The sequence below is a fragment of the Streptomyces sp. ISL-100 genome (assembly GCF_018614615.1).
GTDB lineage: Bacteria > Actinomycetota > Actinomycetes > Streptomycetales > Streptomycetaceae > Streptomyces.
Genome location: NZ_JAGGOK010000124.1, coordinates 1 through 23,230 on the forward strand (window position 1 = coordinate 1; position 23,230 = coordinate 23,230).

General features: G+C 70.4%; 16 protein-coding genes. 1 reads left to right on the top strand and 15 read right to left on the bottom strand.

Going from position 1 to position 23,230, the window contains the following annotated elements:
* Positions 1-9: 9 nt before the first annotated feature.
* From J7E89_RS38135 to J7E89_RS38205, 15 genes are all read right to left on the bottom strand, one after another.
* Positions 10-2,598 carry a CDP-glycerol glycerophosphotransferase family protein gene (locus tag J7E89_RS38135; RefSeq protein ID WP_214980788.1) on the bottom strand — a complete coding sequence of 863 codons (2,589 nt, stop codon included), beginning with the start codon at positions 2,596-2,598 and terminating at the stop codon, positions 10-12.
* 170 nt (positions 2,599-2,768) lie between these two features.
* Positions 2,769-6,866, bottom strand: a complete 4,098-nt coding sequence (locus J7E89_RS38140; protein ID WP_214980789.1) for an Rne/Rng family ribonuclease — start codon at positions 6,864-6,866, stop codon at positions 2,769-2,771.
* Between the two features lie 231 nt (positions 6,867-7,097).
* Positions 7,098-7,880 (bottom strand): TIGR03936 family radical SAM-associated protein, encoded by a 783-nt coding sequence (locus J7E89_RS38145; protein WP_214980790.1) that lies wholly within the window; start codon positions 7,878-7,880, stop codon positions 7,098-7,100.
* A gap of 130 nt (positions 7,881-8,010) precedes the next feature.
* On the bottom strand, positions 8,011-8,751 hold the full coding sequence (locus J7E89_RS38150) for a hypothetical protein (RefSeq protein WP_214980791.1): 741 nt from the start codon (positions 8,749-8,751) through the stop codon (positions 8,011-8,013).
* Positions 8,709-9,512, bottom strand: coding sequence for a hypothetical protein (locus tag J7E89_RS42205; protein WP_214980792.1), 804 nt, complete (start codon positions 9,510-9,512; stop codon positions 8,709-8,711). The genes J7E89_RS38150 and J7E89_RS42205 overlap by 43 nt, the downstream gene beginning before the upstream one ends.
* A gap of 83 nt (positions 9,513-9,595) precedes the next feature.
* On the bottom strand, positions 9,596-11,521 hold the full coding sequence (locus J7E89_RS38160; RefSeq protein WP_214980793.1) for a TIGR03960 family B12-binding radical SAM protein: 1,926 nt from the start codon (positions 11,519-11,521) through the stop codon (positions 9,596-9,598).
* Between the two features lie 51 nt (positions 11,522-11,572).
* A complete protein-coding gene (locus tag J7E89_RS38165; protein ID WP_214980795.1) occupies positions 11,573-13,102 on the bottom strand; it encodes a CYTH and CHAD domain-containing protein in 1,530 nt (509 codons plus the stop codon).
* A gap of 39 nt (positions 13,103-13,141) precedes the next feature.
* On the bottom strand, positions 13,142-14,341 hold the full coding sequence (gene rodA / locus J7E89_RS38170) for a rod shape-determining protein RodA (RefSeq protein WP_214980797.1): 1,200 nt from the start codon (positions 14,339-14,341) through the stop codon (positions 13,142-13,144).
* Positions 14,341-16,509, bottom strand: coding sequence for a penicillin-binding protein 2 (mrdA, locus tag J7E89_RS38175; protein ID WP_214980799.1), 2,169 nt, complete (start codon positions 16,507-16,509; stop codon positions 14,341-14,343). Before mrdA ends, rodA begins: the two co-directional genes overlap by 1 nt.
* A gap of 64 nt (positions 16,510-16,573) precedes the next feature.
* Positions 16,574-17,245 carry a rod shape-determining protein MreD gene (gene mreD, locus J7E89_RS38180; RefSeq protein WP_214980801.1) on the bottom strand — a complete coding sequence of 224 codons (672 nt, stop codon included), beginning with the start codon at positions 17,243-17,245 and terminating at the stop codon, positions 16,574-16,576.
* Positions 17,246-17,257: 12 nt separating this feature from the next.
* Complete coding sequence (mreC, locus tag J7E89_RS38185; RefSeq protein WP_214980803.1) at positions 17,258-18,211, bottom strand: rod shape-determining protein MreC; 954 nt, start codon at positions 18,209-18,211, stop codon at positions 17,258-17,260.
* Positions 18,212-18,311: 100 nt separating this feature from the next.
* Positions 18,312-19,331, bottom strand: coding sequence for a rod shape-determining protein (locus tag J7E89_RS38190; RefSeq protein ID WP_093800865.1), 1,020 nt, complete (start codon positions 19,329-19,331; stop codon positions 18,312-18,314).
* A 290-nt stretch (positions 19,332-19,621) separates the two neighbouring features.
* Positions 19,622-20,035: a nucleoside-diphosphate kinase gene (gene ndk / locus J7E89_RS38195; RefSeq protein WP_214980805.1), complete on the bottom strand. Its 414-nt coding sequence runs from the start codon at positions 20,033-20,035 to the stop codon at positions 19,622-19,624.
* Positions 20,036-20,123: 88 nt separating this feature from the next.
* A complete protein-coding gene (locus J7E89_RS38200; protein ID WP_214980807.1) occupies positions 20,124-20,477 on the bottom strand; it encodes a DUF4233 domain-containing protein in 354 nt (117 codons plus the stop codon).
* A gap of 5 nt (positions 20,478-20,482) precedes the next feature.
* Positions 20,483-22,006 carry a folylpolyglutamate synthase/dihydrofolate synthase family protein gene (locus J7E89_RS38205; protein WP_214980809.1) on the bottom strand — a complete coding sequence of 508 codons (1,524 nt, stop codon included), beginning with the start codon at positions 22,004-22,006 and terminating at the stop codon, positions 20,483-20,485.
* A 184-nt stretch (positions 22,007-22,190) separates the two neighbouring features.
* On the opposite strand from J7E89_RS38205, the gene J7E89_RS38210 reads away from it, so the two are divergent.
* Positions 22,191-23,213 carry a rod shape-determining protein gene (locus J7E89_RS38210; RefSeq protein WP_214980811.1) on the top strand — a complete coding sequence of 341 codons (1,023 nt, stop codon included), beginning with the start codon at positions 22,191-22,193 and terminating at the stop codon, positions 23,211-23,213.
* The last annotated feature ends 17 nt before the right edge of the window (positions 23,214-23,230 follow it).

The following is a 23,230-nucleotide window of genomic DNA, read 5'->3' on the forward strand; positions in this document are numbered from 1 at the left end:
TGGCCAAGATCAGAGGTAGAAGCCGCGCAGCGTGTCCCGGTAGTGCTCCAGGTCGTAGGTGAAGAAGAGCATCGGGCGACCCGAGTGCGCGAAGTCGAACAGCACCGAGGAGTAGTCCGTGATCAGCACATCGGCGATCAGATACAGATCCGCGATGTCCGGGTACGCCGCCACGTCGTAGACGAAGCCCTGCCCGGCGCCCGGAATGCTGTCCAGGACCTTGTTGTGCTTGCGGTAGAGGAAGACGTGGTCGTGACCGAGCGCCTTCTCGGCGGCCGTCAGATCGACCTGCTGGTCGAGTTTGAACCGCTTGCCCTCGTACCGCTGGTCGTCACGCCACGTCGGCGCGTACAGCACGACCTTCTTCCCCTCCGGGATGCCCAGCTGCTCGCGCACGCGCGCCGCCGTCTTCTCCCGGTCCTCCGCGTGGAAGACGTCGTTACACGGGTAACCGGCCTCCAGCACCTCGCACTTGAGCTGGAACGCGTGCGTCATGATCGGCGTCGTGAAGGCGTTCGGCGACACGAAGAGGCTGAACTGCCGCGAGCGCTGCGGCAGGCTCGCTATGTACGCGAGGTTCGCCTTGGGGGTCCCCAGCAGGTCCGCGCCGATCCGCTTGAGCGGCGTACCGTGCCACGTCTGCACGACGACCTGGCCCTCGCGCCGCGTGAACCAGTCGTTGATGCCGACATTGGTCACGACGTACCGGCAGCGGGCCAGCGCCTCGTACCACTCCTCACTGCCCCAGGCGACTCCTCGGACCCCGGCCGGCAGGACCGCCTGCGCGTCGGCGACGACGGCGATGTGCTCGACGTCCGTCCCGCGGCGTACGAGCTCCTGGTACACGGCCCGGGGCGAGTCCGAGAACTGCTTGCCGCCGAAGCTGTTGTAGAGGACCGCCTCCCGCAGCGGAAGCCGCTGCTGCTGCGGGTAGAAGGTCTCCCTGAGCTGCCGCTGCCGGTAGCCGCCGCGCACCTGCGGGCTCAGCGCCGACCCCGAGCGCAGGAAGAACCGGTCGAAGAAGCGGCGGTCGACGGTGTACTTGCGGTCCCGCCCCTTGTGGGCCATCGGCAGCTTGCCGACGAGGTCGGGGCGGATCGTCACCGGGATGTCGTTGGCGTGGTCCCACTCGGTCGCGGCGCGGAAGGTGAAGTACCAGCGCCCGCTGCGCAGCGGGAGCGTTCCTTCGTACGTCGGCATCGTTTCCGGCGTGACGAGCGCGGAGAACCGGCCGTCGGCGACCTCGACGGGCAGCACCCTCTCCTCGTGCCGGGTGCTGTGTCTGATGACGAGCCGCATCGGCTCCTCGGGGCCCAAGTAGGTGCCCTGGAGGGAGAGTTCACCGCGCGCCGTCCAGCGCATCCGGTCGACTACCGGCTGGACGACCCTGGCCTGGAGGAAGAAGGTGCCCGCTCCGTCCGTGTGCGCGGCCACCTCCCGGCCGCAGGGCAGCTGGTACGTACCGGTGCGCATGCCCTGGGCGATCGTGGCCCGGCGGCTGGTGCCGTCCGCGAACACGATGCTGACGCGGGCGTTGTGCACCTTCTTGGGCCGCACCCCGTCGACGGGAAGATCCGCGAAGGGGACGTACGCAGCGCTCCTGGCCCAGCCGTCGCCGTAACTGCCCTCCCGGCTCTCCAGCGGGTACAGGTACTCGGCGGGCTTCTCGGAGCCCGCGTGAGTGACCCGCAGCGCGACGGGCTTGCGCCCGGCCGTGGTCTTCGGGCGGTAGCGCACCGTCAGCTCCACGCCGTCCCGTGCGGCCTCGTGCGCCTCGACCTCGGCCGGCACCACATCCACGCTCAGCTGGAGGCGGTCCTCGCTGAAGCCGGCCACCACCCGTACGCCGTCGTCGAAGACCTGGACCTGGCTGTGCCCGGCGCGGCCCGCGTCGCTCTTGCGCACCCGCCCGACGGACAGGCCGCCGGCCCTCGGTATGCCGATGCCGAGTGCCCAGGTGCCCGGCTGCCAGCGGCCGCGGGAGCGCAGCCGCCGGGGGTCGATCGTGATCTCGAAGCCCGACCAGTCGTAGGAGTGCAGACCGCTCTTCGCCGACGTGGTCGCGCGCGGCTCCAGGACCGTTTTCTGCTTGAGCGGCACGCTGCCGCCGCCACCCTCCTTGCGGAGTCCGGCGATACGCACGGACCGCTTCCCCGTCGCCGCCGGGGCGCCCGGCACGTACGCGTAACCGCGCAGCACCAGCAGGCCGTCCTGCCACCGCATGTCGGTCAGCATGCTGCGCACCGGCAGCTCACGCCGGTTCAGCTTCCTCGCCCGGGACGGCAGCGCACCCAGGTCCACACCCGGCAGCTCGATGCGGGCCTGCCGGAGCCCCTTGACCTGGTAGACCCCCGGATTGCGCCGCTCGTACCGCAGCGTCTCGACCAGCTCGTCCGCACGTCCCTGGGCGGCCAGGTACCACTGGACGCGGCTGATCGGCGGGAACTTCGCCACCTTCTTGGGGTCCGCCCCCGCCATGAACTCCTTCGCCGCCGCGAGGAAGCCGGCGCGGTCTTCCTCCGAGGCCTCCGGAAAGTACTTCATGCTCCGGCTCAACGGCTCGGGGACGATGCCGGTGCCTGCGGGGCTGGACGCCATGGGTGACGGACCTTTCAAGGAAAACTGGAGGTAAACCCCAGGAAAGAATTCGCCGACAAGACCTCTCAGGCCGCCAAAAGGTTGCATGGGGGGACAGCAGTGTGGGCTGCCCCGGAAGATCCTTCCGGGACAGCCCACAGAGCTGTACTGCGCGAGGTACGACCCTGAGGTCAGTCCTCGGTGGGGGCCGAGACCGCCGACTGCGGCTGCTGCTCCGCAGCCGAGGTCTTCTTCGAAGCCGACGCCTTCTTGGCCGTCGTCTTCTTGGCGGTCGTCTTCTTCGCGGCCGCCTTCTTGGCGGGCGCCGCCTTCTTCGCGGGGGCCTTCTTCGCGGCGGTCTTACGAGCCGCCTTCTTGGCCGGAGCCGCGACCTCGGCTTCGGCTTCGGCTTCGGCTTCGGCACCGGTTTCGGCACCGGTTTCGGCACCGGCGCCCTTGTCCGTCACCGGCGCCTCGACGACCAGCACGGCCGCCTCTTCCGCACCCTTGGGCGAGCCCGCGGGAGCGGACGCCTTGCGGGTCGCACGACGGCGCGCACGCGGCGGAGCCGCCGCTGCGGGCTCCTCCACCGCCGGCTCCTGGACCGGGGCCTCCGTCACCGGCTCGGCGGCTGCCTCGGGCTCCTCGGCCACCGGGGCCGGAGCGACGACCTGGACCGCCTCGTCGGCCGCGACGTCAGCGGCCTTCGGCGCACCGGCCGGAGCCGTCGCCTTACGCGTCGCACGACGGCGCGTACGGGCCGGAGCGGCCTCCTGCACCGCGGGCTCGGGCGCCGGCTCGACCACAGGCTCGGGCTCGGGCTCGGCCACGACCGCGGGCTCCGGAGCAGGCTCCTCGGCGTACACCGGCTCGGCGGCCGCCTTCGGCGCACCGGCCGGAGCCGTCGCCTTGCGCGACGCACGACGGCGCGAACGGCCACGGCCCCCCGCAGCCGCCTCGGCCTCCGCCCGGCTGCTGTAGAGCTCCTCGTCCGGCACGAACTCGGGCTCGGGCAGCGCCACCGGCGCGGCCACCTCGGCGGCGAGCTCAGCCTCGGTCTCGGTCTCGGCCTCGATCTCCTCGGCCTCGATCAGCTCCACGTGCTCGTGCTCGGCCTCCGCACCACGGCCGCGCTTCTTGGCACGCTTGCCACCGCCACCGACAACCGTCGGCTGCTCCATGTGCACGATCACGCCACGCCCGTTGCAGTGGACGCAGGTCTCGGAGAAGGACTCCAGCAGACCCTGGCCCACCCGCTTGCGCGTCATCTGGACCAGGCCCAGCGAGGTGACCTCGGCGACCTGGTGCTTCGTACGGTCGCGTCCCAGGCACTCCAGCAGACGCCTCAGCACCAGATCGCGGTTCGACTCCAGGACCATGTCGATGAAGTCGATGACGACGATGCCGCCCAGGTCGCGCAGCCGCAGCTGGCGCACGATCTCCTCGGCCGCCTCCAGGTTGTTCCTGGTGACGGTCTCTTCGAGGTTGCCGCCCTGACCGGTGAACTTGCCGGTGTTGACGTCGACGACGATCATCGCCTCGGTCTTGTCGATGACCAGCGAACCCCCGCTCGGCAGGTAGACCTTGCGGTCCAGCGCCTTCATCAGCTGCTCGTCGATCCGGTACGTCGCGAAGACGTCGACCTCCGACGTCCAGCGCGACAGCCGGTCCGTCAGGTCCGGGGCGACGTGGTCGACGTAACCGTGGATGGTCTCCCACGCCTGGTCACCGCTGACGATGACCTTCGAGAAGTCCTCGTTGAAGATGTCGCGCACGACGCGGACGGTCATGTCCGGCTCGCCGTAGAGGAGCGTCGGACCGCTGGTCGCGCCGGTGCTCTTCGACTTCTTCTGGATGTCTTCCCACTGCTGCTGCAGACGCTCGACGTCGCGGCGCAGCTCGTCCTCGCTCGCGCCCTCGGCGGCGGTGCGCACGATGACGCCCGCGTCCTCGGGAACGATCTTCTTGAGGATGGTCTTCAGACGCGCGCGCTCGGTGTCGGGCAGCTTGCGGCTGATCCCGGTCATCGAGCCCTCGGGCACGTACACCAGGTAGCGGCCGGGCAGCGAGACCTGGCTGGTCAGGCGGGCGCCCTTGTGGCCGATCGGGTCCTTCGTGACCTGCACGAGGACCGACTGGCCGGACTTGAGGGCGGACTCGATGCGGCGGGGGCCGTGGCCCATGCCCAGCGCGTCGAAGTTCACCTCACCGGCGTACAGGACGGCGTTGCGGCCCTTGCCGATGTCGACGAAGGCTGCCTCCATCGACGGCAGTACGTTCTGGACCTTGCCCAGGTAGACGTTGCCGACGTACGAGGTCGCCTGCTCCTTGTTGACGTAGTGCTCGACGAGGATGTTGTCCTCGAGCACGCCGATCTGGGTGCGGTCGCCGTTCTGGCGCACGACCATCACGCGCTCGACGGCCTCGCGGCGCGCCAGGAACTCGGCCTCGGTGATGATCGGGACGCGACGGCGGCCCTGCTCACGGCCTTCGCGGCGGCGCTGCTTCTTCGCCTCCATGCGGGTCGAGCCCTTGATGGACTGGACCTCGTCGAAGCCGGTGCCCGGCTCGCGCTCCGCTTCCTTCTTGCGCGGCTCACGGACCTTGACGACCGTACGCTCCGGGTCGTCGACGCCGTTCTCGGCCGCCTCCGTGCCCGTGTCACCGCTACGACGGCGACGGCGACGGCGGCGACGGCTGGACGCGGAACCCGCGGCCGACTCGTCTTCCTCCTCCTCGGCGCGCTCTTCCTCTTCCTCGGCGCGCTCGGCGGCGGCAGCCTCCTCGGAGGTGTACGGCTCCTCCTCGGCCTCCTCCGCGTCGGCGAGCTCGCCACGACGGCGGCGACGGCCACCGCGGCGACGGCGGCGCGCCCTGCGGTCCTCGGCCTCCTCCGACTCGTCGCGCGCCTCTTCCTCGCGCTCTTCCTCAAGGGCCTCTGCGGGCTCCTCCGGCTCCGGGGCGGCCTCGACGACGCGCTCGGGGCGCTCGGCACGCTCCGCACGAGCGGGCCGCTCGGCACGCTCCTCCTCGGCGGGCTCGCCGCGGCGACGGCGACGGCGGCTGCGCTCCCGTACCTGCGGCGCGGGAGGGGCCTCGATGGTGACGGTCTCCTCCGCCTCCTCGTCCTCTTCCACGTCCTCGATGTAGTCCGGCTCCGACACCCGGGCAGCAGCGGCAGCCGCGGCCGTCTCGGGGGTCTGGAACATCGGCTCGGTGAAGACCGGGGCCTGGAACACGGCCACGGCGGGGCGCGCGGCACGGCGGCGGGAGCGCGCCGGCTCCTCGGCGGCGGGCTTCGGCGCGGCCGACTCGGCGGCAGCGGCCTCGTCGGCGGCCTTGCGACCGCCGCGACGACGCGGCGTACGGCCACGGGGGGCCTCTTCGGCCTGCGCGGCCACGGGCTCCGCCGGGGCGGCGGGCTCGGCAGCGGCAGGCGCCTCTACGGCCTCGGCCTCGGCGGGCTTCGGCGCCCCGGCGCTTGCGGTCGCCTTACGGGTCGCGCGACGTCGGCCACGCCCACGCGGCGCCTCTTCGGCAGCCTCGTCGGCCTCGGCGGCGACGGGGGCCGCGGGGGCCTCCACAGCGGCGGGAGTCTCGGTCACCTCGGCCGCGGGCACGACCTCGGCCTCGGGCTCGGCTTCGGCGGGCTTCGGCGCCCCGGCGGGCGCGGTCGCCTTACGGGTGGCACGGCGGCGCGTACGGGCAGGCGCAGCGGCCTCCTCCACGACCTCGGCCGCAGCGGCGGGCTCGGCCTCGGGCTCGGGGGCCGTCTCTTCGCTCTTCTCGCTCTTCGGCGCACCGGCCGGAGCCGTTGCCTTACGCGTCGCACGACGGCGCGTACGAACCGGCGGAGCGGCCTCGTCCGCGGCGGGCTCCTCGGCGGCGGCCGCCGGCGCTGCGGGGGCTTCCTCCACCTCGGCGGGCTTCGGCGCACCGGCGGGCGCGGTCGCCTTACGGGTGGCACGGCGGCGCGTACGGGCCGGCGGAGCGCCCTCAGCGCCCTCAGCGCTCTCCGCGCTCTCGGCGGGGGGTGTGTTCTCTGCGGGCTCGCTCATGGCGGCACCCTCTCCGGCCGGTATGGCCGGAGCCGCGGCCTCTACAGTCTCGGCGGTCACTACGGCCTTCGCGTCACCGGACGGAGGTCCGGCGGGACGCGAAGCCGCGCGGCGCCGACGGCGCGGCGGCAGCGTGTCGCTGGGCGAATGGTTGTTGTCGGTCTCCCCGGCGGTACGCGCGTTACGCGCGGTTCCTTCCGAGGGCTCGGTGGAATCGATCGGCTCAAGCATGCGGGCGGTTCTCCCGTCACGCTCCCGGGCGCCACACCTGATTCCGGTCCGGTCCGGTCCGCGCGATGAGCGCGGTACCGCCGTCCGGGGCGCGGGCGCCGCACGGGAGCTGTTGTCTAGCTCGCCGGTTCCGTACGCGGTATGCGTACGGCCTGGCGAAAGTCTTCGTGGTCAGTGCGCGGCCCGACCCAGGTGGCTCCCGAGTACCAGGGCTGCGCTACAACGACCGCCCTACGCGGAACCTGCACCTTCCGGCGCCTTCGCGGCGGTCAGTCCGGCGGCCGTGGGTGTGGCGGCCGTGACTGCCTCGCGGTCGGGCGCGAGCGGGTCGGTCACCGTGCCGGACTCCTCGTCGAAGAGCCCCTGCGCCAGCCTGGTCACCGCTGCGGGGACCGGCGGCGCCAGGTCGGCCACAGCTCGGAGACCGGACAGGACGTCGTCGGGTCGTACGGCGGGTGTCAAATGCCGAACAACCAGCCGCAGTATCGCACAGGGCTTGTCCTCCGGCCTATCGGACGATGGACGGAGGGCCTGCAGATCAGCGACGGCGCTGCGTGCGTCGAAGGACCGCATGCCGTTCTTGGTCCGGCGCTGGACCTCGACGCTCTCGGCGGCGAGGAAGGCCCCGACGGCCTTCTCCGCGTCCTCGGGAGTAACGCCGTCGAGCCGCATCTCCCATACGGAGGCCTGCAGCCGGTCGGCGAGACCCGACGTACGCGCCTCGACCGCGTCCGTGATGTCGAGCCCGTCCGGGAGCGACTCGTTGAGCAGCTCGCGCAGCTCACCGGCGTCGCGCGTGGCGGTCAGTGCGATCTCCAGGTACTCGGCCTCGCTGCCCGTGCCGGTGGGTGCGGCATTGGCGTACGAGACCTTCGGGTGCGGGGTGAAACCCGCCGAGTACGCCATGGGTACGTCGGCGCGTCGCAGCGCCCGCTCGAAGGCGCGCTGGAAGTCGCGGTGGCTGGTGAACCGGAGGCGGCCGCGCTTGGTGTAGCGCAGTCGGATGCGCTGCACCGCCGGTGCGGGCGGCGGGCCTTCGGGCTGTCGCTTGCCCAGTGGTTCTTCTCCTCGTGCGGGGCGACGCGCTGTCCGCGCGTCACCCTCCGGCGTGGGGGCGTCCCCTCGCGTCGTCCCGGCGGCCGGCTCACCCCTGCCTGGCTGTGTTTCCGCCGGGCAAGGAGATCTCGGACGATGCGGGTGCCGCGCTGGGGGCAGTCGTCTTACTACCCAGAGTACGCGCAGGAGCCCGCACCGGTTCCACGGCCTCGGCGGCCGGGCCCGGCCGCAGCCCGTAGGCAGGGAGCGGGTGGTCCACGACAGGGGCACGGCCGGACACCGCCTGAGCCGCGCCTGCGCCCGCACCGGACAGGGGCCGCGGCTCCACCGGGCCCAGGCACCGGCCGAGGCCCGGCTTCCCGGGGGCCGCGCCCGGGCCCTCGCCCCGCTCCACGGCCCCGGGCCGCAGCGCCTCGCGCTCCGACGGCCACGTGTCCGCAGGCCCCCCGACCAGCGCGCGCCACGCGTCGCGCCGCGCCTGGCGCACCGTTTCCCGGGCGCTCCGCAGCGCCCCGCGCGCCGCCCGGCCCGCTTCGAGGCCCGCACGCTTCACCGGCGCCCAGACGCTGTCACGCACCCTGTGCCCCACCGGCGTACACACGCAGAGCCACACCCAGCGCACCGGCCGCCCGATCAGATTCCACCCGAGCCACTTCAGCGCGCGCCCGACGGCCCGGGAGATGTACCCGGCGATGCGCCAGGCGTGCCCGAACGCGGCGGCGGTCTCGCGCCCCACCGGCACCAGCACCACGCGCCACAACCACGCGACGGGCGTCACCAGCACCGTCATGACGCACCAGACCACCCCGCGCCACAGCCCGGCGGCCACCCAAGCGACACCCCGCCCCAGCGGGGCGAGAACGTACCCCCACAGCGCCACCCACGGCCACACGAACACCGCCTTCCCCACCCAGGCGAGCCCGCGCCCGACGACGGCGGCCAGCCAGGCGATACCTCGCCCGACCGGAGCAAGCACGAACTCCCACAACGCCACCCACGGCCACACGAACACCGCCTTGCCCAGCCGGCCGAGCCCTCGCCCAGCCCGACCGGCGTGAGGACGTACGCGTACAGCCACACCAGCGGCACCACAACGAGCGTCCGGACCACCCAGGCCACTGCCACACCCACCGCACGCGCGGCGGCCGTGATCCCTTGCCCGACCGTGCGCCCGAGCCAGGCCAGTCCGTGCCCGAGCGGGGTCAGCACCTGGCGGTACAGCCACACCGCCGGCACGACGAGCCCGTACCGGACGACCGGCACCACGACGTACTTCCACAGCAGGACCCACGGCATGACGAGCACAGCATGCGCGACGTACCCCAACGCCTTGGCTACCGGAACGAGGACGTTCCCGTACAGCCACACCACCGGTGTCACGACCAGCACTTGGAACACCGCGGCGAGCGCGCGGCCGACCGCCTTCCCGCAGACGGTGAGCAGGTCCCACACCATCCGCACCGGGACGACCAGAACCAGCACGACGATGCGCACCGGGATCCTGATGACGGCAGTCAGACAGCCCTCCGCCTGCGGTGTTTCGCGCCGTGGCGCGGGCGGCTGCGGCTGCGGCCGCTTCTCGAAGTCCATCGCATCCCCTGAGCTGGGGTGTTGCGACGACTACTAGAACGCAAGGGCCTTCCCCCGGCCGGGCCTTGACGACAGAACAGCTGTTACTTGACGACCGTCAGCGGCAGCAGCTTCTTGCCCGTGGGGCCGATCTGGATCTGCGTGTCCATCTGCGGGCAGACGCCGCAGTCGAAGCACGGGGTCCAGCGGCAGTCCTCGACCTCGGTCTCGTCGAGCGAGTCCTGCCAGTCCTCCCAGAGCCAGTCCTTGTCGAGACCGGAGTCGAGGTGGTCCCAGGGCAGGACCTCCTCGTACGTACGCTCACGCGTCGTGTACCAGTCGACGTCCACGCCGAAGTCCGGCAGGGTCTTCGCGGCGGCGTCCATCCAGCGGTCGTAACTGAAGTACTCGCGCCAGCCGTCGAAGCGGCCGCCGCCCTCGTAGACCGCGCGGATGACGGAGCCGATGCGCCGGTCGCCGCGCGAGAGCAGGCCCTCGACGATGCCGGGCTTGCCGTCGTGGTAGCGGAAGCCGATCGAGCGGCCGTACTTCTTGTCGCCGCGGATCTTGTCGCGCAGCTTCTCCAGGCGGGCGTCCGTCTCCTCGGCGGAGAGCTGCGGGGCCCACTGGAACGGGGTGTGCGGCTTGGGCACGAACCCGCCGATCGACACCGTGCAGCGGATGTCGTTCTGGCCGGACACCTTGCGGCCCTCGGCGATGACCTTGACGGCCATGTCGCCGATCTGGAGGACGTCCTCGTCGGTCTCGGTGGGCAGGCCGCACATGAAGTACAGCTTCACCTGGCGCCAGCCGTTGCCGTACGCCGTCGAGACCGTCCGGATGAGGTCCTCTTCCGAGACCATCTTGTTGATGACCTTGCGGATACGCTCCGAACCGCCCTCGGGAGCGAAGGTCAGGCCGGACCGGCGCCCGTTCCTGGTCAGCTCGTTCGCGAGGTCAATGTTGAACGCGTCCACGCGGGTCGACGGCAGCGAAAGGCCGATCTTGTCTTCCTCGTACCGGTCGGCGAGGCCCTTGGCGACCTCCGCGATCTCGGTGTGGTCGGCCGAGGAGAGGGAGAGCAGGCCGACCTCTTCGAAACCGGTCGCCTTGAGGCCCTTTTCCACCATGTCGCCGATGCCGGTGATGCTTCGCTCCCGCACGGGGCGCGTGATCATGCCGGCCTGGCAGAAGCGGCAGCCGCGGGTGCAGCCGCGGAAGATCTCGACGGACATCCGCTCGTGGACGGTCTCCGCGAGGGGAACGAGGGGCTGCTTCGGGTAGGGCCACTCGTCGAGGTCCATGACGGTGTGCTTGGACACGCGCCACGGCACGCCGGAGCGGTTCGGTACGACGCGTCCGATACGGCCGTCGGGCAAGTACTCGACGTCGTAGAAGCGCGGAACGTACACGCCACCGGTCTTGCTCAGCCGGAACAGCACCTCGTCGCGCCCGCCGGGACGGCCCTCGGCCTTCCAGGCGCGGACAATCTCGGTGATCTCCAGGACGGCCTGCTCACCGTCGCCGATCACCGCGCAGTCGATGAAGTCCGCGATCGGCTCGGGGTTGAAGGCGGCGTGCCCGCCCGCGAGGACGATCGGGTCGTCGAGCGTGCGGTCCTTGGACTCCAGCGGAATGCCCGCGAGGTCCAGGGCGGTGAGCATGTTGGTGTAGCCGAGCTCGGTGGAGAAGCTGAGCCCGAAGACGTCGAAGGCCTTGACGGGCCGGTGAGCGTCCACCGTGAACTGCGGGACCTTGTGCTCGCGCATGAGCGCTTCGAGGTCGGGCCACACGCTGTAGGTGCGCTCGGCCAGGACCCCCTCGCGCTCGTTCAGTACCTCGTAAAGAATCATGACGCCCTGGTTGGGCAGCCCGACCTCGTACGCGTCGGGGTACATGAGCGCCCACCGCACGTCCGTGGCGTCCCAGTCCTTGACGGTGGAGTTGAGTTCGCCGCCGACGTACTGGATCGGCTTCTGGACATGCGGGAGAAGCGCTTCCAGGCGTGGGAAGACCGACTCGACAGGCATCGTGTGTCTCTCATGAGCTGGCAGGGGTGACCATCAAGCGTACCCCGGCCCTCAGCCGCCCAGATCCGCCCGCGATTTCGCCTTCGACGCCCGCTTCCACGCCGTCGGCAACTCCCGCTCCCGGGCCTGTGCCGCCGCCTCCTCCTGCCCGTACAGCAGGCCCCAGGTGAACGCCGTCTCACCCGCCGCGTGGGCCTGGACCGCCAGGTCGCGAAGGGCCTCGCGGGCCATGACGCTGTCCTGGTGGTCGCCCAGGAGCGACTGGACCGCCTTGACCCGTTTCCCGAAGCGCTTGGCGGGCTTGCCGAGGGCGGGCCTGGCGGCTTCGGCGGCGTAGCGGGCGCGTTTGGCGGCCTTGCGGGCGTTGTGCATGGCGAGGTCGCGGTCGTCGCCGGGCGGGAGGGTGAGGGCGCGCTCCATGCGGGTGGCGAGGCGGGCGTAGTCCTTGCGGATCGCCTTCGGGAGGACCTTCGTCGCGGGCTTCGACGCGGCGGGCAGCAGGGGTGGGTCGGCCAGCAGGGCTTCCAGTGCCGTGAGGAGCTCCAGGTGACGTTTGCTTTCGAGTACGGCGATGATCTTGCGGCGGGAGCCGTGGCGGCGGGCCACCGACCAGATGCGCAGTCGGCTGCGGACCGGGCCGAGCACGAGCGTCCGGGGCAGTGCGGCGATGCGGGCCTGGAGGCGGGCGCCCAGGACCTCCTGGTCGCGGTCCACGCCCAGCTCCCCCGCCAGCCACTTGAGCTCTTCGGCGATCGGGTCGGTGACCGTACGGTCCAGGACCCTGCGGTACGTGCGGAAGGCGCTGCGCATGCGGCGGGTGGCGACGCGCATCTGGTGCACGGAGTCGGGCAGGTCCCGCCGCACAGCCGGGTCGTACGAGACGAGCGCGTCGTACTGATGCTGGAGGTACGCCAGGACGTGGTCGCCGGCGGTCCGGGGGGCAGCGGGTGGCTTCTCCCAGGTCCGACGCGGCTCCGTCTCCGCCAGCGCCCTCGCCAGCTTGGACGCCGACGTGGCGGGGCGCAGGCCGGCCTTGCGCAGTCGCTTCTCGACGGCATCGAGGAAGGCCGGGTCGCCCCCGTCGGCGAGTTCGACCTCGATCTCCGTCCAGCGCGCCGTGCCGCCGTGCGCGCCGATCCGCTCGGCGGTTACCGAGTCGGTGCTGACCTCGGCCAGGAGCCGGCCCTGCGCGTCGAGGAGGTGGCGGACGTCGCGCGAGGAGAGGAGCCGTACGACGGGCGTGAGCAGGTCGCCGCGCGTGCGGGAGCGGACCAGCCCGGCGAGTGAGTCCGGCACGGCGCCGGCCAGCGGGGCGCGGATCTCGTCGCGTACGTCCGGGGAGACCGGCAGTTTGAGGTGCCAGCCGGCGTCGTCGCCGCCGGTGCGGCGGCGCAGGGTGATGGAGTCGGCGGCGAGCCGCAGATCGTCCGTGTCGTAGTAGACGGCGTCGAGCTCCGCGACGCCTTTGTCCAGTACGGAGGAGACGCCGGCCACCTTGGTCAGGTCGGGCAGCCGGGTCTCGCCACTGGCATCCACTGCGGCCTCGTACTTCCGCTCGATCTCACGCTTCGTGTCCGCCATGAATCGAATCTAGACGCGAATCCCAGTCATGGGCAGAGGCTATGCCGTTATGGGCCGCTGCACCCGGATCGACTGGAGCAGTCCGATCGCGACCCAGACCGCGAACATCGACGACCCGCCGTACGACACGAACGGCAGCGGCAGTCCCGCCACCGGCATGATGCCGAGCGTCATCCCGATGTTCTCGAACGACTGGAAGGCGAACCAGGCGATGATGCCGCCGGCGACGATCGTGCCGTACAGCTCGGTCGTCTCGCGGGCGATGCGGCAGGCGCGCCACAGCACCACGCCGAGCAGCAGCAGGATCAGGCCGGCGCCCAGGAAGCCGAGCTCCTCACCCGCGACGGTGAAGACGAAGTCGGTCTGCTGCTCGGGTACGAACTGCCCGGTGGTCTGGCTGCCCTTGAAGAGGCCGGTGCCGGTGAGGCCGCCGGAGCCGATCGCGATGCGCGCCTGGTTGGTGTTGTAGCCGACGCCCGCCGGGTCGAGTTCGGGGTTGGCGAACGCGGCGAAGCGGTTGATCTGGTACTCGTCGAGGAGACCGAGCTGCCAGACGACGAGGGCGCCGATGGTGCCGGTGCCGATGATGCCCAGGACCCAGCGGTTGGAGGCCCCCGAGGTGAGCAACACCCCGAGGATGATCACCGCTATGACCATGACGGAGCCGAGGTCGGGCATCAGCATGATCACGATGATCGGTACGACGGCGAGGCACAGCGCCTTGACCACGGTGCGGTGATCGGGATGCTCCTGGTCGCCCGCGTCGACGCGGGCGGCGAGCAGCATAGCCATGATCAGGATGATCGTGATCTTGGTGAACTCGGACGGCTGGAGGGAGAATCCGCCGCCGAGCACGATCCAGGCGTGTGCGCCGTTGACGGTCGCGCCCAGCGGGGTGAGTACCGCCAGGACGAGCACGACGGACAGCCCGTAGAGGACGGGGACCGCGCCGCGCAGGGTGCGGTGTCCCAGCCAGATCGTGCCGATCATCAGCACGAGGCCGATGCCGGTGTTGAGGACGTGGCGCCAGAGGAAGTACTCGGGGTCGCCCTGGTTGAGCTGGTCGCGCGTACGGGTCGCGGACCAGACGAGCAGCGCACCGATGACGGACAGCGCGAGCGACGCCCAGAGCAGCGGCCAGTCGAGCCGGCGCACCATGGAGTCGCGTGCGGTGAGCTTGGCGAGGGTGCCGCGCTCGGGGGCGTACCGCTGGACGGAGAAACCGTGCGGGCCGGACATCAGTCGCCACTCCTGCCGATCGCGATCTGCTTGTCGGCAGCCGGGTCCTTGGGCTTCTCGGGTACGTACGGCCGGATCTCGGGGGCGTCGATGGAGCCGTCCGTACCGATCTTCGGGAGGTCCTTCTGCGGCTTGGGCAACAGGGCCTTCTTCGGGTTGATGTCGCCGTCGTCGCTGACGCCGTAGAGGGCGTCGTAGATGTTGCGTACGGCGGGGCCGGAGGCGCCGGAGCCCGTACCACCCTGGGAGATCGTCATGACGATCGTGTAGTCGTCGGTGTAGGTCGCGAACCACGAGGTGGTCTGCTTGCCGTAGACCTGGGCGGTGCCGGTCTTGGCCCGCATCGGGATCTTGTCCTGGGGCCAGCCGCCGAACCGCCAGGCGGCGGTGCCGCCGGGCTCGACGACGGAGCGCAGGCCCTTGTCGAGGTCTCGGACAGTTTCGGCGTCGACCGGCAGCTTGCTGTGGGGCCTGGGCTTGATCTCCTCGATCCGCTTGCCGTCGGGGCTGATCACGGCCTTGCCGATGGTGGGGTTGTAGAGGGTGCCGCCGTTGCTGATGGCGGCGTAGGCGGTGGCGAGCTGAATGGGGGTGATGAGCACGTCACCCTGGCCGATGGCGAAGTTGATGCTGTCGAAGGCCTTCAGCTGCTTGCCTTCGAGGCAGCTCTCGTAGGCGATCTGCTCGACGTAGGTGCCGCCCTTCTTGCCCTGCTTGCACCAGGCGTCCTTGTTGGCTGCCCAGAAGTCCTTTTTCCACTGGCGGTCGGGGATGCGGCCCTTGACCTCGTTCGGCAGGTCGATGCCGGTCTCGCCACCGAATCCGTAGTCATGGGCGGTCCGGTAGAACCAGTCGTGGGCGTTCTTCTTCGGCTTTATTCCGCCGTCACGCTGCCACTCCTCGTGGCCGAGACGGTAGAAGACGGTGTTGCAGGAGAACTTGAGGGCGTCGCCGAGGGAGATGGGGCCGTGCCCCTTGGACTCGAAGTTCGCGAAGCTCCGGCCGCCCATGCTGTAGGAGCTGCTGCAGTTGTAGCGGCCGTCGAAGGGGTGGCCACCCCGCACGGCCGCGCTCGCCGACACCACCTTGAAGACCGAGCCGGCGGGCGCCTGGCCCTGGATGGCCCGGTTGAGCAGCGGGTAGTTGGAGTTCTTGTCGGTGAGCCGGGCGTACTCCTTGCCGGAGATGCCGCCGATCCAGGCGTTGGGGTCGTAGTCGGGCTGGGAGGCCATCGAGACGACGCGGCCGGTCTTGGACTCCATGACGACGACAGCGCCCGCGTCGGCCTCGTACGTGCGGCCGGTGATCTTGTCGGTCTCTTTCCGGACGGTTTTCATCGCCTGGTGGAGCTCGTACTCGGCGACGGCCTGGACCCGGGCGTCGATGGAGGTGACGACGTTGGCGCCGGGCACCGTCGGGTCGTTCTCCGCCTCGCCCATGACGCGGCCGAGGTTGTCGACCTCGTAGCGGGTGACGCCTGCCTTGCCGCGCAGCTCCTTGTCGTACGTACGCTCAAGTCCGGAGCGGCCGACCATGTCGGAGCGCAGGTACGGCGACGGGCCGTCCTTGGCCTTCTCGATCTCCTCGTCGGTGACGGGCGAGAGGTAGCCGAGGACCTGGGCGGTCCTGGCCTTGGCCGGGGCGGTGTAGCGGCGTACGGCCGTCGGCTCGGCGGTGATGCCGGGGAAGTCTTCGGCGCGCTCGCGGATCTGGAGGGCCTGCTTGGTGGTGGCCTCGTCGGTGACGGGGATCGGCTGATACGGCGAGCCGTTCCAGCAGGGCTGCGGCGTCTCGTTGTCGCACAGCCTGACCTTGTCGGCGACTTCCTTGGGCTTCATGCCGAGTACGCCGGCGAGGCGGGCCAGTACGCCCTTGCCGTCGTCCTTCATCTTCATCAGCTCAGTGCGGCTGGCGGAGACGACGAGGCGGGTCTCGTTGTCGGCGAGCGGCACGCCGCGCGCGTCGAGGATCGAGCCGCGCACGGCGGGCTGGACGACCTGCTGGACACCGTTGCCGGCGGCCTCGGCGGTGTACTCGTCGCCGTTGCGGATCTGGAGGTACCAGAGGCGGCCGCCGAGGGTGAGCAGGAGAGAGAAGACGAGTACTTGGATGATGATGAGCCGGATCTGGACCCTGGGGGTCCGCCCGGTCTCGGGAATGTTGCTCAAGCCGTCCCCTCCGCGAAGTCCCTGGAGTTCCTGGAGTCCCTGAATTCCCTGATGCGAGCGGTGGTCACAGTCGCTTGACCCCCTTGATACGTCCGGCCCGCGCCGCCCGCGAGCGTGCGGCCTTGACCCTCAGTCCCCCGCGCTGGCTGCCGATGCGCAGGCCGGTGCCGGAGGCGAGCCAGCCGCTGGCCACGTCGGCGCCGTTGTTGCCGCTCTGGCTGTCGGCGAGCGGATCGTTCTCGGCGCGTCTCGCCAGCCACATGATGGCCGGGACGACGAACGGGGCGAGCAGCAGGTCGTACAGCGCGGACGTGAACAGCAGGTTCCCGATGCCCACATGGCGGGCGGCGGTGTCACCGACCAGGGCGCCCACTCCGGCGTAAAGGAGGGTGGATCCGATGGCGGCGGCTACGACCGCGACCATCGGGGCGGTCGCGGACCTGAGCTGGCCGTTCTCCGGCTTCGCGAGTCCGGCGAGGTAGCCGATGACGCACAGGACGAGCGCGTAGCGGCCCGCCGCGTGGTCGGCGGGCGGGGCGAGGTCGGCGAGCAGGCCCGCGCCGAAACCGATGAGGGCGCCGCTGGTGTTGCCGTACACGAAGGCGAGACCGAGGACGGTAAGGAGCATCAGGTCCGGTACGGCACCGGGGAGTTGGAGCCTGGCGAGGACGGTGACCTGGACGACCAGGGCGACGATCACCAGGGTGGTGGAGAGCAGCATCCGGTTGAAGCGCATGGGGTTCAGCTCCTACTCGGTGCCGTCGGCGGGATCGATGCCGTCGGCGAGGGGCGCCGAGGGGGTGACCGTGACGGTGACCGTGGGCGTGGGCTTCGGTCGGGCCGGCTTGGGCGGCAGGACCATGTCGCGCGGGTCGTCGCGGGGGGCCTGGACGACGACGCCGACGATGTCGAGCTTGGTGAAGCCGGCGTACGGGCGGACGTAGACGGTGCGGGTGAGGTCGCCGCCGGAGGGGTCGACGCGTACGACCTGCCCGACCGGGACGCCCGGCACGAACGGCTTGGCGGCCTGCGAGCCGAAGGTGACGAGCCGGTCGCCCGCCTTGATCTTGGCCTTGCCGTTGAGCATCTGCACGCGCAGCGGGCGGTCGCCCTGGCCGGTGGCGAAGCCGAGTTCGTCGGTCTTCTCCAGGCGGGTGCCGACGGTGAAGTCCGGGTCGTTGGCGAGCAGTACGGTCGCGGTGTCGGGGCCGACGGTGGTGACACGGCCGACGAGTCCGTCGCCGTTGAGTACGGTCATGTCGCGCTTGATGCCGTCGTTGCTGCCGGAGTCGATGGTGACCGTCCAGGAGAGTCCCTGGGCCGCTCCTATCGCGATGACTTCGGCGCCCTTGATGCCGTACTGGCCGGCGCCGGCTCTCTTGAGCATCTTGTCGAGCTGTCGTACGCCGCTGCGGTTGCGGTCGTCGCTGCCGAGCTTCTGCTTGAGCGCGGCGTTCTCGCGCTCAAGGACGGCGAGGCGGTCGTGCCGCTCACCGGAGTCCCGAACGGCACCGACGGCGTTGCCGATCGGGTCGACAGCTGTGGCGACCGCGTTCTCCACCGGCCCGAAGACGGTGGCGGCGGCCTGCCTGGCACCGTCGACCGGCGACTCCTCGCCGCCACGGATATCCACCGTGATCAACGCGAATGCGATGGCGATCAGCAGCACCAGGAGCAGCCGGCTCTCTCGTGTGTCCCTCACGTGCGGCGGCCGTGCCTTCCTGTCGGAATTCTTATGTCTGTATATCAACGATCCGCCGCACGAGAGGGAAGGCCTCGTACGGCGGATTCGTCGGAACGGCTCATCGTCGGGGCTGGGCGTCCAGTACCTGCTGAAGCGCCTCGAACTCCTCGACGCACTTGCCCGCTCCGAGTGCGACGGAGTCGAGCGGGTCCTCCGCGATGTGGATCGGCATGCCGGTCTCACGGCGCAGGCGCTCGTCGAGGCCGCGCAGCAGGGCGCCGCCGCCGGTGAGGACGATGCCGCGGTCCATGACGTCGCCGGAGAGCTCGGGCGGGCACTTGTCGAGCGTGGTCTTCACCGCGTCGACGATGGCGTTGACCGGCTCTTCGATGGCCTTGCGGACCTCGGCGGCGGAGATGACGACGGTCTTGGGCAGACCGGAGACGAGGTCGCGGCCGCGGATCTCGGTGTGCTCGTCCTTCTCCAGGTCGAACGCCGAGCCGATCGTGATCTTGATCTGTTCGGCGGTGCGCTCGCCGAGCAGGAGGGAGTACTCCTTCTTGATGTGCTGGATGATCGAGCTGTCCAGCTCGTCGCCGGCCACCCGGATCGACTGTGCTGTGACGATTCCTCCGAGCGAGATGACGGCGACCTCGGTGGTGCCACCACCGATGTCCACGACCATGTTGCCGGTGGCCTCGTGGACGGGCAGGCCGGAGCCGATGGCGGCGGCCATGGGCTCTTCGATGATGTGCACCTGGCGGGCGCCGGCCTGGGTGGATGCCTCGATGACGGCGCGGCGCTCGACTCCGGTGATGCCGGAGGGCACGCAGACGACGACCCGGGGGCGGGCCAGGTAGCGGCGCTTGTGGATCTTCAGGATGAAGTAGCGGAGCATCCGCTCCGTGATCTCGAAGTCGGCGATGACGCCGTCCTTCAGCGGCCGGACGGCAACGATGTTGCCCGGCGTCCGGCCGATCATCTTCTTGGCCTCGGAACCAACGGCGAGGATCCCGCCGGTGTTCGTGTTGATGGCGACGACGGAGGGCTCGTTGAGCACGATCCCTTTACCCCTGACGTACACCAGCGTGTTGGCGGTCCCGAGGTCGACAGCCATGTCACGGCCGATGAACGACATTGAGTTCCCCTTGTTCCCCATGAGGATGCGTCGGGCCTTCCCAAGTGGAGCGGTTGGCTTTCAGGACGGCGAAGTGGGTGGTGCGGGCGTGGAGGGTTTCATCGTAGTGCTGCCCGCACGGATGGGCAGTGCGAGGGTCCTTCGCCATTGTGAGTGGAACACGTGCCCGTCCCAGTAATGGTGACGTCGTGTCGGAGGGATGCGTTCCCCGCATCTTCCCGCATATGCCGGGGGGCGGCCGAATTACTTCGGTCGCCCCAGGCCATGGCCTCTGTTCGGCTGACGTTATGTCAGGAAATGCCGGGGAAGAAAAGCTTCAGTTCCCGCTCTGCGGACTCCTCGGAGTCCGAGGCGTGGATGAGGTTCTCCCGGACGACGCTTCCGAAATCTCCACGGATGGAGCCGGGAGCTGCCGCGATCGGGTCAGTCGGACCCGCCAATTGGCGTACACCCTCGATGACGCGCTCGCCCTCGACGACCAGAGCGACGACGGGACCGGAGGACATGAACTCGACCAGCGGCTCGTAGAAGGGGCGGCCCTTGTGCTCGCCGTAGTGCTGCTCCAGCGTCTCGTGGTCGAGGCTGCGCATCTCCAGCGCGGTGATCTTCCAGCCGGCCTTGCGCTCGATGCGGCCGACGACCTCGCCGATCAGCCCACGTCGGACCGCGTCCGGCTTGAGAAGGACGAGAGTGCGCTGAGTCATGTACGGCTCCTTGCGGGCATAGCGGATGCAATGCCCTGAGGCTACAAGGACACGCCGCAGGGGCGGCACCCGGCACTGACCAGCCGAGCTACTGCGCCTGCGCCTGCGCCTCCGCCTGCGCCGCCCACCGCGCCTTCGCTTCGTCGATCTTGCGGCCGTAGTGGATCGAAGCCCACCACAGGCCCGCGAAGACCACGCCGAGGAAGAACATCGTCGGGACCACGAAACCGCTGGCGATCAGCCCGATCTGGAGTGCCCAGCCGAGCTGCACCCCGCCCGGTCGGCCGAGCATCCCGCAGAGCAGCACGGACAGCAGCATCGCGATGCCGCATACCGTCCAGACCGCGGTCATCGACAGGTCGTCGGACTTCATCGCGACCAGGCCGGCGAAGGCCACCACGAAGAACTCACTGATCAGAGTGGACGCGCAGAGCATACGCACAGGTATCAGCCCCTCCCCAGGAGCAGCCGGGCCTCGCCGACCGTGATCACGGAACCGGTCACCAGGACGCCGCCGCCCGCGAACTCGCCCTCTTGCTCCGCCAGGGTGATGGCCGCCTCCAGCGCGTCGTCCAGGCGCGGCTCGACCTGGACCCGGTCGTCGCCGAAGACCTCGACGGCGATCGCGGCCAGCTCGTCGACGTCCATCGCGCGGGACGTGGAGTTACGGGTGACGACGACCTCGGCGAAGATCGGCTCGAAGGCTTCGAGGACGCCCCGCACATCCTTGTCGCCGCTCGTGCCGACGACCCCGATCAGGCGGCTGAAGCTGAACGCCTCGGTGACGCCCTCCGCCGCCGCGCGCGCGCCCGCCGGGTTGTGCGCCGCGTCCAGGACGACGGTCGGGCTGCGGCGTACGACCTCCAGGCGGCCGGGAGACGTGACCGAGGCGAAGGCCTTGCGGACCGTTTCGTTGTCGAGCGTGCGCGTGTGCTCCGCGCCGATGCCGAAGAACGCCTCGACGGCCGCCAGGGCCACCGCAGCGTTGTGCGCCTGGTGCGCGCCGTGCAGCGGCAGGAAGATCTCTTCGTACTCGCCGCCGAGTCCGCGCAGCGTGATCAGCTGGCCGCCGACCGCGATCTCGCGGGAGACGACGCCGAACTCCATGCCCTCGCGGGCGACCGTGGCGTCGACCTCGACGGCCTTCTTCAGCATGACCTGGGCCGCGTCGACCGGCTGCTGCGCCAGGATGACCGTGGCGCCCTGCTTGATGATCCCGGCCTTTTCGACGGCGATCTCGCCGGGCGTGGCGCCGAGCCGGTCCGTGTGGTCCAGGTCGATGGGCGTGACGACGGCGACGGACGCGTCGATCACATTCGTCGCGTCCCAGCTGCCGCCCATGCCGACCTCGACGACCGCCACATCGACGGGTGCGTCGGCGAAGGCGGCGTACGCCATGCCCGTCAGCGTCTCGAAGAACGACAGGCGGTGCTCCTGCATGCCGTCGGTCATCTCGACGTACGGCTGGATGTCCTTGTACGTCTCGATGAAGCGCTCGGGGTCGATCGGGGCGCCGTCGAGACTGATGCGCTCGGTGATCGACTGCACGTGCGGGCTGGTGTACCGCCCGGTACGCAGCTCGAAGGCGCCGAACAGGGCCTCGATCATGCGGGCTGTGCTGGTCTTGCCGTTGGTGCCGGTGATGTGGACCGAGGGGTACGCCCGCTGGGGCTCGCCCAGGACGTCCATCAGGGCCTCCATCCGGACCAGCGACGGGTCCAGCTTGGTCTCCGGCCAGCGGCCCAGGAGCTCCTGCTCGACCGCGCGCAGCGCCTTGTCCACCTCCGGGTCCTGCGGGCGGCCGGCGACGCCGTCGCCCTGCTGCGGCGCGCCTTGGGTGCGCAGCGTACGGCTGCCTGCCTCGATCACCGCCAGGTCGGGGTCCCGGCCGGTCTCGGCCTGGACGATCTCTTCGAAGGCGTCGGGGCCGTCGGGGGTTTCGCTGTCATCGTGCGGGGGGAGCTGGCTCACGGGACCAGTCTACGGAGCACCACTGACAGCGCCCCGCCAGGACCTCCGTGCCGCACTACACCTGCCCCTCACCTGCCCTTCGACCGCCTTTCGACCGCCTTTCGACCGCCTTTCGACCGCTCTGCGGCGGCGGATCCGGCGATGTCGTGCCAGCCTGGGAAACCACGATCGGAGGATTCTCCAGATGGGTGACACGGCCAAGGACATCGGCATAGACCTGGGTACGGCGAACACGATCGTCTACGCCCGGGGCAAAGGCATCGTCCTCAATGAGCCGTCCGTGGTGGCAGTGCAGGCCAGGTCCGGCACCGCCCTCGCGGTCGGCACCGAGGCCAGGAACACCATCGGCCGGACGCCGGGGTCGATCACGGCGATCCGCCCGCTCAAGGGCGGTGTGATCAGCGACTACGCGGCCGCCGAGGAAATGATCCGGCACTTCGTGCGCAAGGCCGTGCCCGGCCGCAAACCGCGCCCCCGCATGGTCCTGTGCGTCCCGAGCGGTATCACTCCGGTGGAGCAGCGAGCGATCGTCCAGGCGGCCGAACGCGTGGGTGCCCGCACGGTGCATCTCATCGATGAGCCGATGGCAGCGGCGATGGGCGCCGGGCTGCCGGTGTCGAAGGCGCACGGCTCGATGGTGGTCGACATCGGTGGCGGCACCACCGAGGTCGCCGTGATCTCGCTGGGCGGGATCGTCGCGGCGTGGTCGCTGCGGGTGGGCGGCGACCGCCTGGACGCGGCGATAGCGGACCAGGTGCGCAAGGAGCACGGGCTGCTGATCGGCGAGCGGACGGCCGAGGCCGTGAAGCTGGCGATCGGTTCGGCGTGGCCGGTGCCGGAGGACCCGGAACTGGAGAACCGCACGTTCGCCGTGGGCGGGCGGGAGGAGATCCACGGCGGGCTGCCGCACACCGTCGAGCTGACCGCGACCGAAGTGCGGGCGGCGCTCGACGACGCGGCGGAAGCCGTCGTCACGGCGGTGAAGTCGACGCTGGAGGAGTGCCCGCCCGAACTTGCCGACGATGTGATGGAGCACGGAATCGTGCTCACAGGCGGCGGGGCGCTGCTGCCGGGGATGGATCTGCGGATCTCGGCCGGGGTAGGCATCCCGGTGTTCGTGGCGGACGACCCGCTGGACTGTGTGGCCCTGGGAGCGGGCAAATGCGTCGAGAATTTCGACGCGCTGGAGGAGTTCCTGCCGGACTAAGACTTGATCCGTAATTC

Bases quoted from the DNA above. Each gene is read 5' to 3' on its own strand.
- rodA (WP_214980797.1), bottom strand. From the start codon at position 14,341: ATGTCCGGCCCGCACGGTTTCTCCGTCCAGCGGTACGCCCCCGAGCGC.
- ndk (WP_214980805.1), bottom strand. From the start codon at position 20,035: ATGACTCAGCGCACTCTCGTCCTTCTCAAGCCGGACGCGGTCCGACGT.
- mreD (WP_214980801.1), bottom strand. From the start codon at position 17,245: ATGCGCTTCAACCGGATGCTGCTCTCCACCACCCTGGTGATCGTCGCC.
- J7E89_RS42205 (WP_214980792.1), bottom strand. From the start codon at position 9,512: ATGGACTTCGAGAAGCGGCCGCAGCCGCAGCCGCCCGCGCCACGGCGC.
- J7E89_RS38140 (WP_214980789.1), bottom strand. From the start codon at position 6,866: ATGCTTGAGCCGATCGATTCCACCGAGCCCTCGGAAGGAACCGCGCGT.
- J7E89_RS38190 (WP_093800865.1), bottom strand. From the start codon at position 19,331: ATGTCGTTCATCGGCCGTGACATGGCTGTCGACCTCGGGACCGCCAAC.
- J7E89_RS38165 (WP_214980795.1), bottom strand. From the start codon at position 13,102: ATGGCGGACACGAAGCGTGAGATCGAGCGGAAGTACGAGGCCGCAGTG.
- J7E89_RS38160 (WP_214980793.1), bottom strand. From the start codon at position 11,521: ATGCCTGTCGAGTCGGTCTTCCCACGCCTGGAAGCGCTTCTCCCGCAT.
- J7E89_RS38210 (WP_214980811.1), top strand. From the start codon at position 22,191: ATGGGTGACACGGCCAAGGACATCGGCATAGACCTGGGTACGGCGAAC.
- J7E89_RS38135 (WP_214980788.1), bottom strand. From the start codon at position 2,598: ATGGCGTCCAGCCCCGCAGGCACCGGCATCGTCCCCGAGCCGTTGAGC.